Raw genomic sequence first — 12,924 nt, 5'->3', positions numbered from 1 at the left:
ATGATCCACCATCTTCTCGACGCCGCGATCCGCTTTCGCTGGTCGGTGGTGTTCATCACCCTGCTCGTCGCGGTCTATGGCGTTTTCCAGCTCGTGAAGCTGCCGATCGACGCCGTTCCCGACATCACCAACAAACAGGTCCAGATCAACACGGTCGATCCGGCGCTAGGCCCGCTCGATATCGAACGGCTCGTCACCTTCCCGGTCGAAACCGCGATGGCGGGCATACCGGGGCTGCAAAGCACGCGATCGATCTCGCGCAACGGATTCAGCCAGGTCACCGTGGTCTTCGAGGATCATAGCGACCTCTATTTCGCACGCGCTCAGGTCGCCGAACGACTCAACCAGGCCAAAGGGACCTTGCCCACGGGCGTGGAACCCCAAATGGGGCCGGTTTCGACCGGGCTCGGCGAAGTCCTGATGTATGTCGTCGATTTCGACACAAAAGCGCCGCGCGTCGCCGGCAAGCCCGGTTTTCAGCCCGACGGATCCTATCTCACCATATCGGGCGAACGGCTGACCGACGATGTGGCGAAGCTCGGCTATCTGCGTAGCGTGCAGGACTGGGGGATCCGTCCGCAGCTCCGCTCGGTGCGCGGCGTCGCCGGCATCGATTCGATCGGCGGCTATGAAAAGCAGTTCGTCGTCCAGCCCGATCCCGCAAAACTGGCGACCTACGGCATCTCGTTCAGCGAGCTGGCCGAGGCGCTGGAGCGCGCCAATATCTCGGTTGGCGCCAATTTCATCCAGCGCGGCGGCGAAGCCTTTCTCGTGCGCGCCGATGGCCGCATCCGATCGGTCGACGAGATCGGCCGCGCCGCCGTGGCGACACGCGGCGGCGTGGCGGTGGCGGTGCGCGATGTCGCGACCGTCCGGATCGGCGGCGGGCTGCGCACCGGTACGGCGTCGCAGAACGGGCGGGAGGTCGTGATCGGCACCGCGCTGATGCTCGCCGACGGCAACAGCCGCATCGTCGCGGCATCGGTCGCCGACAAGCTGGAAAGCGTTGCGAAGACGATGCCTCCCGGCATCAAACTGACCACGGTGCTCGACCGGTCCACCCTGGTCGACGCGACGATCGGCACGGTCGAGAAGAACCTCCTCGAAGGCGCGCTCCTGGTCGCCGCGATCCTGTTCTGGCTGCTCGGCAATTTCCGCGCCGCGATCATCGCGACGCTGGTCATTCCGCTTTCCTTCCTGTTCATGGGCACGGGCATGAACATGCTCGGGGTCTCGGGCAATCTGATGAGCCTGGGTGCGCTCGATTTCGGACTGATCGTCGACGGATCGATCATCATCATCGAAAATTGCCTGAGGCGGCTGGCCGAACGCCAGCATCATGAGGGGCGATTGCTGACATTGCCCGAACGACTGCACGAGGTGTTCGAAGCCTCACGCGAGATGGTGCGGCCCACCTTGTTCGGCCAGGCGATCATTGTCCTCGTGTTCGTGCCGCTGCTCACCTTCACCGGCGTGGAGGGCAAAACCTTCTCGCCGATGGCGATCACCGTGCTGCTCGCGCTGGCGGGCGCCTTCATCGCCTCGCTCACCTTCGTGCCGGCGATGGTCGCGATCCTGATCCGCGGCAAGGTCGCCGAAAAGGATGTGAAGGCGATCGCCTGGACCAAGCATCGCTACGCTCCGCTGCTCGAACGGGCGGTGGCGAGGCCCTGGCCGTGGATCGGCGCGGGCACTGGCGTCTTCGCCGCGGCCGCATTGCTGTTCGCCACATTGGGCAGCGAGTTCATGCCGGTGCTGGGCGAAGGCAATCTCGCCATGCAGGCGCTACGCATCCCGTCAACCTCGCTCGACCAGTCGACCAAGCTGCAGGCACAGGTCGAACGCGCGGTGGCGACGCTGCCCGAAGTGTCGTTCATCTATTCGAAGACCGGCACCGCCGAGGTGGCGAGCGATCCGATGCCGCCCAACGCATCGGACACCTTCGTCATCCTCAAGCCCCGCGACCAATGGCCGGCAGGTGTAAGGAACCAGGCCGATGTGATCGAGCGTGTCGAGCAAAAGGTCGCGCCGCTGGTCGGCAATGCGTTCGAGATCAGCCAGCCGATCCAGCTCCGCTTCAACGAGTTGATCGCGGGCGTGCGCGGCGATATCGCGATCAAGCTCTATGGCGACGATCTGGAGGAGATGGGCCGCGTCGCCCAGCAGGTCGCCGGCATCCTCAACACCGTGCCGGGCGCCGCCGACGTCAAGGTGGAGCAGACAGAGGGCTTCCCGACGCTCGACGTCCAGTTCGATCGCGACGCGATCGCGCGTTACGGCCTGTCGGTGCAGGAGGTCAGCGATACCGTGGCGGCGGCTTTGGGCGGGCGTGAGGCCGGCATCGTCTTCGAAGGGGATCGCCGTTTCGATATCGTCGTCCGGCTCGATGCGGCCACGCGCGACGATCTCGACGCGGTCGGCGCCTTGCCGGTGCTCTTGCCCGGCGAGGGCGGTGCGCGAACATCGGTGCCGCTGCGCGAACTGGCGCGCTTCTCCTTCTCGGAGGGGCTCAATCAGGTCAGCCGCGAAAACGGCAAACGGCGCATCGTCGTCCAGGCCAATGTCCGTGGCAGCGATCTCGGCAGCTTCGTGTCGCAAGCGCGCGCCAGGGTGGCGGAACAGGTGAAGCTGCCTTCGGGCGCCTTTATCGAATGGGGCGGCCAGTTCGAAAATCTCCAGGCAGCCTCGGCACGGCTGTCACTGGTGATCCCGACCATCTTCGCCGCGATATTCGGCATATTGTTTCTGGCGCTGGGCGGCGTGCGGCCGGCGGCCGCGGTCTATTCGGCGATCCCGCTGGCGCTGGCGGGTGGAGTCTTCGCGCTGGCGCTGACCGGCCTGCCCTTCTCGGTCTCCGCCGCCGTCGGTTTCATCGTGCTCTCGGGCGTGACCGTGCTCAACGGGCTGGTGGTGATGACGAGCATCGGCCAGCAGATCGCGACGGGCAAGCCCGTCGACCGTGCGGTGATCGACGGCACGATGGAACGCGTGCGCGCGGTGCTGATGACGGGCATCGTCCCCGCCATCGGTTTCGTGCCGATGGCGATCGCGACGGGCACCGGCGCGGAGGTGCAGAAGCCGCTCGCCATCGTCGTGATCGGCGGTCTGATCACCTCCACGCTGCTGACCCTGTTCGTGCTGCCCGCGATCAGCCGGCTGCTGCTGCGAGCGCGGACACGGCCGGAGGGCGCCCCCGCTCCAGGGTGAAATGGCGTCCGGGCGGATCTTCGATCCGCCCGGCGTTCACCAGCTCAACACGACCTTGCCCGACTGGCCGGATCGCATCGCGTCGAAACCCTGCTGGAAATCCTGCGCGGCGAAGCGGTGGGTGATCAGCGGCTCGAGGTCGAGGCCATTGCGGATCAGGCCGAACATCTTGCGCCAGGTTTCGAACATCTCGCGGCCATAGACGCCGCGAATCGTGATCGCCTTCAGGATGATGTCCGCCCAGGCAACATGCATCGCGCTCGACGGGATGCCGAGCATCGCCAGCCGGCCGCCCATCATCAGCGCGTCGATCGCCTGCGCGATCGCGGGCTGCGCGCCCGACATCTCCAGCGCGACGCCGAAGCCGTCGGCGATCCCCTCCTGCGCCATCACGTCGCGCAGATCCTCGCGCGAGACATTGACCGGCCGGATATCGGCGATGCGCGCGGCGAGATCCAGCCGATAGTCGTTGACGTCGGTCAGGATCACCGAGCGCGCGCCGGCGCGGCGGGCGACGGCTGCGGCCATGATGCCGATCGGCCCGGCGCCGGTAACGAGCACATCTTCCCCCAGCAGATCGAATTGCTGGGCGGTGTGGACGGCATTGCCGAACGGATCGAGCAGCGCGCCGATGTCCAGGCTGACATCCTCGGGCAGCGGTACGACGTTGAAGGCCGGGATCGCCAGATATTCGGCGAAGGCCCCCTGGCGATTGACGCCGACGCCCTTGGTGCCGGGATCGAGATGGAAACGCCCGGCGCGCGCGGCCGCGCTGTCGATATCGATCAGATGCCCCTCACCTGAGACGCGCTGGCCGATATGAAGTGGCCGGGTGACGGCAGCGCCGATCTCGACGATCTCGCCGGCGAATTCATGGCCGAAGATCATCGGCACCGGCACGGTGCGCGCCGCCCATTCGTCCCAATTATAGATATGGACGTCGGTGCCGCAGATCGCGGTGCGCTGGACGCGGATCAGCACCTCGTCCGCCGCCGGGGTCGGCACCGGCGCGGTAGTGCCCCACACGCCCTCCGCCGCCTCCAGCTTGGCGAGGCCGAACATCGTGGTCGCGGAGACCGCGCGGCGGTCGAGAATGGCGACGCTCATGCCACGATCCTCAGTTCGCGACCGGCCGCGCCGAAGGCAGCGACCGCCCGATCGACCTGTTCGGGCGTGAAGGCGGCCGACATCTGCGTCCGGATCCGCGCCAGCCCCTTGGGTACGACGGGGAAGGAAAAGGCGGTGACATAGACGCCATGGTCGAGCAGGCGCTCGGCCAGCGCCACCGCGCGCGGCGCATCGTGGAGCATCACCGGGATGATCGGATGTTCCCCGGGCAACAGCGTGAAACCCAGCCCTTCCAGCCCGGCGCGGAAACGCGTCGCATTGGCCGTCAGCCGCGTCCGCAGCGCCTCGCCCTCGTCCGAACGGGCGATGTCGATCGCCGCCGCCGCCGCACCGCACACCGAAGGCGCGAGCGCGTTGGAGAAGAGATAGGGCCGGCCGCGCTGGCGCAGCAGCTCGACCAGCGGCCGGCGTGCAGCGACAAAGCCGCCCATCGCGCCCCCCAAAGCCTTGCCGAAGGTGCCGGTGACGATATCGATCCGCCCCTCGACGCCGCGAAACGCCGCTGAGCCGCGTCCGCCCTGCCCCAGGAACCCAGTGGCATGACAATCGTCAACCAGGGTCAGTGCGCCATAGCGCTCGGCAAGATCGGCGATGCCGGCCAGATTGGCGACGGTGCCGTCCATCGAGAAGACGCCGTCGGTGACGATCAGGATCTGGCCCGATCCCTCACGCCGCGCCTGTTGCAGCGCCTCCTCGAGCGCCGCCATGTCGTTGGTGGCGAAGCGATAGCGGCGCGCCTTGGCGAGCCGGATGCCGTCGATCAGCGAGGCATGGTTGAGCGAATCCGAGACGATCGCGTCGTCGGGGCCGAACAACGGCTCGAACACCGCGCCATTGGCGTCGAAGGCCGCGGCGAACAGGATCGCATCCTCGAAGCCCAGATAATCCGCGATCTGCGCCTCGAGCTGCTTGTGCGGCAATTGCGTGCCGCAGATGAAACGGACCGAGGCCAGCCCCGCCCCCCAATCGCGCGTCGCCTGGATCGCGGCGTCGATCACGCGCTGATCAGAGGCCAGCCCGAGATAATTGTTCGCGCACAGATTGAGCACGTCACGTTCGCCATCCGGCGTGGCCACGCGCACCTGCGCACCCTGCGGCGAGAGCAGGACACGCTCGCGCTTGGTCAGCCCTTGCGCGTCGATATCGGCCAGCTCCTGTCCGATTCGCTCGTAAAATGCGTCGTTCGCCAATCCCGCCTCCTCTGCTGGAGGCAGGCGAGTACAATATAACGGATTAAGAGTCTAGTATCCCGGAAACAGGATTTTAGCTTGTCACCACCAAAAGCGCCTTCGCGTCCCCCGGTCCGTCATTGCGGATCTCATGCTCGACATCGGCCGGGTAACGCGCGGTCGCGCCCAGCGGCACGGTCTGGCGCTCGCTCGCCGCGATGACCTCAAGCGATCCCTCAAGCACCGTCAGATGCTCGCGTGTGCCGCGCGCGTGCGGAGAGGAGACCAATGTCCCGCCCGGCGCGAAGGTCAGTTCGTACCATTCCAGGCTGTCGGCGCGATCGGCCGGGCTCAGGATGCGCAGCAGGCAGCGCCCGTCCTCGGTGCGGATCTCGGGCGTGAACGAAGCGGAAGCGATGTCGATGCGAACGCGCTTTTCGGGCTGGCGGAAGCCGATCAGCTCGGACACGTCGACCTTCAACGCCTCCGCCAGCGCCCAGACCGTCGCCAGGGTCGGATTGGTCTGCCCGCGCTCGATCTGCGACAGCATCGATTTCGACACGCCCGAGATCTTTGCGAGCCCGTCGAGCGTCAGCCCCTGACGTCGGCGGAGCTGATGGATATAGGGGCCGATCTGCGGCGATCCCCCGCTAGGCATGATGGCGGCGCTCCCCCGGGGTGCATGAAACATCGCATGACATAGTCGCGCCATAGCAAGCGGCAACACGCTTGTCGCTCATCGGCCGCCGCCATCGAAATCGCGCAGGATCGCGGCGAACATGTCGATCCCGTCCCAGAGATTCTGGAGACGGAGATTCTCGTTCGCGGCATGCTGGGCGTTGTCAGCGTTGACGGTCGGCAACAACACCGCCGGCGTCGCCAGCCCGTCCGCTATAACGGACATCGGGATGCTGCCGCCAAGCATCGGCGTCACCAGCGGAGGCTTGCCCAGCGCCCGCGTCACCGCGCGGATCACCGCCTGGGTGCCCGGCGCGGAAGCGGCGGCGCGATATCCTGGATAGCCCGGCCCCCATTCGGCGCGCAGCACCTTGGCATGGTTCAGCAACGTCTCCGCGTCGGGTTCGCCGGCCGTGACGAACCAGCCCTGATCGCTGAAGAAGCGTTCGGTGACAGTACGAACATGATCGGGCGTCTGACCGGGCACCAGCCGCATGTCGATCGAAGCCATCGCACGGGTCGGGATCACATTCGCCGCCTTGTCGCCGACCGCACCCGCCGAAATGCCCCGGATGTTGAGCGCCGGGCGCATGACACCGTCCATCAGCCGGGGCACGCCGATCGTCCGGCCGATCCGCAGATCGCGGCGCAGTCCATCCTCCACGGCCGGCAGCGTGTCGAGCAGGCGCTGTTCCCCGGCATCGGCCAGCTTCACGCCATCCTCGAAGCCGGGAATGGTGACCACCCCGTCCTCGTCGCGCATCGATGCCAGCAGGCGCGCCAATGCCAGCGCGGGATTGGGCACCCAGTTGCCATAATGGCCCGAATGCAGGCCGCGCGCGGGGCCATAAGCGGTGAGTTCGAGCGAGGCGACGCCGCGCGCGCCCAGGATCACCTGCTGCGCGCCGCTCGAATGGACGGGGCCGTCGCACAGGATCCACAGATCCGCCTTGAGCGCATCGGCATGGTCGCGAAGCTGGGCGGCGATATCGGGCGAACCGGCCTCCTCGTCGCCATCGAGGAACAGGATCACATTGGCGGCGGGGGCCTGCCTGCTGGCACGAAGCGCATCGACGGCGCGCAGGATCGCGACGATCGGTGCCTTGTCGTCGCTCGCCGAGCGGCCATAAAGCCGCGCTTCGGGCGAGAGTGCCACCGGCTTGCCGGCGAGGTCGATGACGGCGGCATCGGCGGCCGCGCCCGCACGCAGAACGGGCTCGAAAGGCGGCGTCCGCCAGTCCGGCTGGCTGACGGGCTGGCCGTCGAAATGCGCGTAGAAGCCCAGGGTGCGTCGTGCGCCCGCCACATCGAGCCGCGCGATGACCGAGGGCTTTCCGCCATCGGTCTGTATCCGCGTGACCGTGAAGCCGCGCCGCTTGAGCATCGCATCGAGCGCACGGACATTGGGTTCCATTTCGGCGGCCGTCCGGCCGGCATTGGGAATGGCGACGAAATCGGCGAGTTCGCGCACGATCTCCCACTCATGGGCAGCGCGATACTGACGAACCGGATCGGCCTTGACCGGCGCGGCGAAGGCGGGTGCGGCGACAAGCACGGCTATCGACAGCGGCAGACTGCGGATCATGGACATGGACGGGTTCCCTCCGGCGACGCGGATGGACTGAATAGGATGGTGCCGGCGGATTACAAACACCCTGCCAGGCCGGCATCGTCCACGCACCATCGCTGATTTGATGCGATACATAGCCTTTGGCTATGCTTGAAGTAATCCATTTTGCGGCGCAACATGCACCCGCTCGCGCGGCTGGCCAGCCTGCGGTCGATCACGGCTAAAACAATGGCCCCGCCGCGACTCCGCGCGCTTTCGGGTGCAAATATACTAACCGATCCAGGCCGACATATCCATCGCCGATACCGCACAAACAGCGCGGTTCAACACACGAACGGAGAAGCGAACGATCCGCTTCATGCAACGGATCGAGCCAATCCGGCCCAACCGACAGCGGATCGACGCGATCATCGATATAACTATCCGCTATGGCTCTATGAACCCTTTGTGCTGGATTTGTGACAGGTCTCGCAGGGATGTTGCGTTGCGAAAGAAAATCAGGGGGATTCGATTATGACGGCCGTTGCTTCACACTCTTTTTCGGGGAGCACGCGTCGCGCGAAGCTCCTGCTCCTCGCCAGCGGCAGCGCACTGCTGTGCATGGCGCATCCCGCGCTCGCCCAAACCGCGCCGCAAGCGCCCCAGGCGGCAGAGGCTGAACCCGAAGCCGACATCATCGTCACCGGGTCTCTCGTCCAGCGCAACGGTTTCGACACCCCCACCCCCGTCACCGTGATCGGCGCCGAGACGCTCAGCCGCGTCGCCGCACCCAATATCGCCGACGTCATCAACCAGATGCCTTCGGTCCGTCCGTCGCTGACCCCGACCAGCACGGTCAATCTCGGCAGCCTCGCCGCCGGCAACTATATCGATCTGCGCGGCCTGGGCTATCAGCGCACCCAGGTCCAGGTCGACGGCCGCCGCTATGTGCCGACCACGCCCGCGGGCGGTGTCAGCATCTCCTCGATCCCACAGGCGATGGTCAACGGCATCGACATCGTCACCGGCGGAGCTTCGGCCGCCTATGGTTCGGATGCCGTCGCCGGCGTCGTCAACCTGCGTATCGATTCGCGGTTCAAGGGGCTGAAGGGCAGCGTCCAGGGCGGCATCTCCAACTATGGCGATTACGAGAATTTCCTCGCCTCGGTCAGCTATGGCACCAGCTTCATGGACGATCGCCTGCACCTGGTGGTCGCGGCCGAAGCATCTCAGAATGGCGGCATCCGCTGGCTGCGCGACCGTCCGTGGAGCGCGAAGAACCCCGGCACCGTCTCCAATCCCGCCTATACCGCGACCAACGGCGAGTCGCGGCTGATCCTGACCGACAATATCCGCCAGACCAACGTCACTTATGGCGGCGTCATCACCGGCGTCAGCTTCACCCCGGGCAACGGAAGCGCGATCACCAACATCCTGGCGCTCCCCTCCTATCTCAAGGGCATTCAGTTCGACACGAGCGGCAACGCCGTCCCCTTCGCGTTCGGAACGCTCGTCACCTCCTCGACGCAGGTCGGCGGCGACGGCGCCAATGGCATCGCCGACAGCCTGGGCGCGGTTCCCGTCAACCGCTATACCGGCTTCGGCCGCCTGACCTTCGACGCGAGCGATGCGATCACCCTGTTCGGCGAAGTTTCGTACAACAAGGTCACGTCGGAATATCTCGGCCTCGCCTCCGCGCACCAGATGAGCATCCGGTCGGACAACGTGTTCCTGCCCGCCGCATTGCGCCAGACGCTTGCCGCGAACAATGTCGCGACGATCACCGTCGGCCGCAGCGTGCTCGACAATGCCCGCACCGTCTCCAACCTCGACATCGAGACGATCAACGCGCTTGGCGGCTTCAACGCCAAGCTGGGCAGCGGCTGGACGCTTGACGGCAGCTTCAGCTACGGCCGCACCAAGAACCGCGCGGATGTGAGCAACAACCGCATCACCGCGCGCTACAATCTGGCGGTCGACGCGATTGACGATCCGCGCACGCCGGGCGTGGTCGATCCGATCTGCCGCTCGACGCTGACCGATCCGACCAATGGCTGCGTTCCGCTCAACCTGATCGGCGAGAACCGCTATTCGGCCGCCGCGCTCGCCTATGTGAACGGCACGGGCTTCCGCCTGTGGGACATCAAGCAGAAATCGGCGATCATGACGGTGCGCGGCTCGCCGTTCGACACCTGGGCCGGGCCCGTCTCGATCGCGGCCGGCGGCGAATATCGCGAGCTCAGCGTCAAGACGACGTCCGATCCCATCTCCACCGCACAGGCCTTTTTCGGCGGCGGCACCATTCCCTATTCGGGCAAGGTGACGGTGAAGGAAGGCTTCGGCGAAGTCATGGTCCCGCTTGCGAAGGATACGAGCTGGGCGAAGGATCTGAGCGTCGACGCCGCCGTGCGCGTCACCGACTACAGCACCTCCGGTACGGTCGTCACCTGGAAGGGCGGCATCAGCTATGCGATCAACGATTCGATCCGGTTGCGCGCCACGCGCTCGCGCGACATTCGCGCGCCGGGCCTGGAGGAATTGTTCCAGGCCGGATCGACCTCAGCGCTCAGCGTCTTCGATCCGATCGTCAACGACACCTATCTCGTCACCGCGGCGAACCAGGGCAATCCCAACCTGACGCCTGAAAAAGCCGATACGTTCACCGCGGGCGTGGTGCTGACGCCCACCTTCATCCCGCGCCTCAAGCTCTCGGTCGACTATTACAAGATCGAGCTCAACGACGCGATCATCGCGCTCACCCCCGCGACGATCGTCGATCGCTGCTACAGCGGCACGTCGCCCCAGGCCTGCCCGCTGATCATCCGCGGCGGCACAGACAACCGCATCACCCGCGTGCTCAACGGCCCGGTCAACCTGACCTCGGTCAAGACGAGCGGCATCGACGTGGAGGCCCAATACTGGTTCCCGGTCGGCGCCGACCGGATCAACCTGCAGGCGCTGGTCACCTATATCGACAACACCTCGATCTTCGACGGCATCACGCTCACCAATCTGGGCGGCAGCGTCGAGCAGCCGACGGTCGCGGCGGTGGGCGGCAACCCGCACTGGAAGGTCAACACGCATGTCAGCTATGTGAACCCGGGCTTCACGCTGAGCGTTGCAGCGCGCTATATCGGCGGCGGCGCCATCAACCGGGCCTATACCCTGAAGGACCTGAACGTGCTGAGCGTCAACGGTCGCGTGTATTTCGACCTTCAGGGTGAAGTGACGCTGATCGAGAATGACGACAACCGCGTCGCCCTGTTCGGATCGATCCAGAACGTCTTCAACAAGACGCCACCGATCACCGGCGTTGGCGGCTACGGCACCACCCGTGCGCTGTACGACACGCTGGGCCGGATGTTCACCGCGGGCGTCCGCTTCAAGTTCTGAGAATGATCTGACGAAGACAGTCCGGGCCGCATCTGCGGCCCGGACCATTTTTGGGCATCGCGCGCGATGCGACAAACCATATTGGGGTAATGCGATGATCCGTTTCGCCTGGCTGCCGCTCGTCGCCCTGGCCGCGACGCCTGTTCATGCCGATCCGGGCGCCCCGGACCGCATCACGGCGGCGCTCGGCGTCCCCTCCCCCACCGCGCCGGGCTGCGCGGTCGGCATTTTCCGCGACGGCAAGACGACCGAACTGGCCAATGCCGGCGCTGCCGATATCGCGACGGGCCGCGCCATCGGGTCCGATACCCAATTCTATGCCGCCTCGGTCTCGAAACAGTTCACCGCCGTCGCGCTGATGCAACTCGTCGTCGCGGGCAAGGTCAAGCTCACCGACGACGTTCGCACATACATCCCGGAGCTGGCCGATTACGGCACCGTCGTCACCGTCCAGATGCTGCTCAACATGACCGGCGGCATCCGGGATTCGCTGGCGCTGCTGGCGCTGGAAGGCAAGCTCAAGATCTCCGAGCCGAGCCGTGCAGAGGCGCTGGCGGGCGTGCTCAGGCAGAAGGAGACCAACTTCACACCCGGCACCCAATATGATTACACCAATGGCGGCTATCTGCTGCTGTCCGAAATCATCGAGCGCGTCTCGAAACAGCCCTTCGAAACCTATGTGAACGCGAACGTGCTGAAGCCTTTGGGCATGACGCGCAGCTTCATGATGCTGGGCAAGCGCACCGCAGACGCCAATGCGACGCATGGCTATATCGCCGCCGCCGACGGCAAGGTCACCTCCGCCGACGAATATCCGCTGTTCGGCGGATCGGGCGGCCTGATCACCACCGTCAACGATCTCGCCAAATGGGATCGCGATATCGACAACGGGCACAAGGTGTGGACGCCGGAAATCACGCGACTGATGGTCACGCCCGGCCAGTTCACCAACGGCGCACCGGTGGTGCGATCGGGCCGAGGCATCGCCTATGGCAACGGGCTGATCATCGGGCCGCACTGGTTCCATCACACCGGTGGTGCGGCCGGATACAAGACGCTCTATGGCCGCCTGCCCGAAAAACGGATGGGCATCGCCTTGCTCTGCAACAACGGAGCGGTCGATCCCGCCAGGAAGGCCGACGAGGTGATCACGGCGCTGAACGAAGGCCTGCCGGCGATCACAGAACCCTCGTCCGACGGATCGGCGCTCAACGGCCGCTATCGCAATCCCAATATCGCGGCGACCTATGTGGTCGACGCCAAGGGGGACACGATCAACCTGACGCTCGAAACCGCGACCGGCGGCAGGACCGGCCCGCTGGCGCTTAAGCGTAATGGCGAAGGCGCGTTCAAGAGCGGCCCGTTCAGCATCACGCCTGACGACGATGCGCGCGGCTTCACGCTCGACACCTCACGCATCTCGCTGCACTTCGTACGCGCGGACTGAGGGCTACAACGCGTCCTTGCCATGATCGGGCACGAAACGGCGCGCATCGAAGCTGAAGGGCACCTGCGCGCTGTCGCCGTATAGCTCGTGATGCGGCGCAGCCTCGGCAAAGGCGGAGGCCAGCAGCAGCGCGTTATAGTCCGCCCGACCCTCCGGTCGTGCGGGTAGCGTCGCGAGATGCGCCAACAAGGCATCGAGCCGAGGCGCCATCAGCGCGTCGAAATCGACGAAATCCCTGGGCGCCGCCGAGAGCCGGATCGCGTTGCGTTCATTCTCCGTGGGTCTGGCCCAACGCGCCACCAGAGGTTCGAGTTCCTGAAAGCCGGCAGGCAATGCGGTGTCGGTCATGGTGG

The 12,924-nt window shown here is 65.8% G+C and carries 8 protein-coding genes; 3 read left to right on the top strand and 5 right to left on the bottom strand.

Going from position 1 to position 12,924, the window contains the following annotated elements; all coding sequences use genetic code 11:
• Positions 1 to 3,207 carry an efflux RND transporter permease subunit gene (locus tag ACODTA_RS10090; protein WP_489065777.1) on the top strand — a complete coding sequence of 1,069 codons (3,207 nt, stop codon included), beginning with the start codon at positions 1 to 3 and terminating at the stop codon, positions 3,205 to 3,207.
• Positions 3,208 to 3,243: 36 nt separating this feature from the next.
• On the opposite strand, the gene tdh is transcribed toward ACODTA_RS10090, so the two are convergent.
• From tdh to ACODTA_RS10070, 4 genes are all read right to left on the bottom strand, one after another.
• On the bottom strand, positions 3,244 to 4,314 hold the full coding sequence (gene tdh, locus ACODTA_RS10085) for an L-threonine 3-dehydrogenase (RefSeq protein WP_489065776.1): 1,071 nt from the start codon (positions 4,312 to 4,314) through the stop codon (positions 3,244 to 3,246).
• Positions 4,311 to 5,525: a glycine C-acetyltransferase gene (locus ACODTA_RS10080; RefSeq protein ID WP_489065775.1), complete on the bottom strand. Its 1,215-nt coding sequence runs from the start codon at positions 5,523 to 5,525 to the stop codon at positions 4,311 to 4,313. Before ACODTA_RS10080 ends, tdh begins: the two co-directional genes overlap by 4 nt.
• Positions 5,526 to 5,598: 73 nt before the next feature.
• Entirely contained in the window at positions 5,599 to 6,162 is a 564-nt protein-coding gene (locus ACODTA_RS10075) for a helix-turn-helix domain-containing protein (protein ID WP_489065774.1), read from the bottom strand.
• 78 nt (positions 6,163 to 6,240) lie between these two features.
• Positions 6,241 to 7,773 carry a M20/M25/M40 family metallo-hydrolase gene (locus tag ACODTA_RS10070; protein ID WP_489065773.1) on the bottom strand — a complete coding sequence of 511 codons (1,533 nt, stop codon included), beginning with the start codon at positions 7,771 to 7,773 and terminating at the stop codon, positions 6,241 to 6,243.
• Positions 7,774 to 8,265: 492 nt separating this feature from the next.
• On the opposite strand from ACODTA_RS10070, the gene ACODTA_RS10065 reads away from it, so the two are divergent.
• Positions 8,266 to 11,124 (top strand): TonB-dependent receptor domain-containing protein, encoded by a 2,859-nt coding sequence (locus ACODTA_RS10065; protein WP_489065772.1) that lies wholly within the window; start codon positions 8,266 to 8,268, stop codon positions 11,122 to 11,124.
• 94 nt (positions 11,125 to 11,218) lie between these two features.
• Positions 11,219 to 12,571 carry a serine hydrolase domain-containing protein gene (locus ACODTA_RS10060; protein ID WP_489065771.1) on the top strand — a complete coding sequence of 451 codons (1,353 nt, stop codon included), beginning with the start codon at positions 11,219 to 11,221 and terminating at the stop codon, positions 12,569 to 12,571.
• A gap of 3 nt (positions 12,572 to 12,574) precedes the next feature.
• Here ACODTA_RS10060 and ACODTA_RS10055 read toward each other — a convergent pair whose 3' ends face one another.
• Positions 12,575 to 12,919 carry a hypothetical protein gene (locus tag ACODTA_RS10055; protein WP_489065770.1) on the bottom strand — a complete coding sequence of 115 codons (345 nt, stop codon included), beginning with the start codon at positions 12,917 to 12,919 and terminating at the stop codon, positions 12,575 to 12,577.
• Between the last annotated feature and the right edge of the window lie 5 nt (positions 12,920 to 12,924).

The sequence above is a fragment of the Sphingomonas sp. FG14 genome (assembly GCF_057809675.1).
This window is presented reverse-complemented; position numbering and strand designations above follow the sequence as displayed.

Excerpts from the sequence above, each read along its gene's own strand:
- ACODTA_RS10060 (WP_489065771.1), top strand. The coding sequence starts at position 11,219 with ATGATCCGTTTCGCCTGGCTGCCGCTCGTCGCCCTGGCCGCGACGCCT.
- ACODTA_RS10065 (WP_489065772.1), top strand. The coding sequence starts at position 8,266 with ATGACGGCCGTTGCTTCACACTCTTTTTCGGGGAGCACGCGTCGCGCG.
- ACODTA_RS10055 (WP_489065770.1), bottom strand. The coding sequence starts at position 12,919 with ATGACCGACACCGCATTGCCTGCCGGCTTTCAGGAACTCGAACCTCTG.
- ACODTA_RS10090 (WP_489065777.1), top strand. The coding sequence starts at position 1 with ATGATCCACCATCTTCTCGACGCCGCGATCCGCTTTCGCTGGTCGGTG.
- tdh (WP_489065776.1), bottom strand. The coding sequence starts at position 4,314 with ATGAGCGTCGCCATTCTCGACCGCCGCGCGGTCTCCGCGACCACGATG.
- ACODTA_RS10070 (WP_489065773.1), bottom strand. The coding sequence starts at position 7,773 with ATGTCCATGATCCGCAGTCTGCCGCTGTCGATAGCCGTGCTTGTCGCC.
- ACODTA_RS10075 (WP_489065774.1), bottom strand. The coding sequence starts at position 6,162 with ATGCCTAGCGGGGGATCGCCGCAGATCGGCCCCTATATCCATCAGCTC.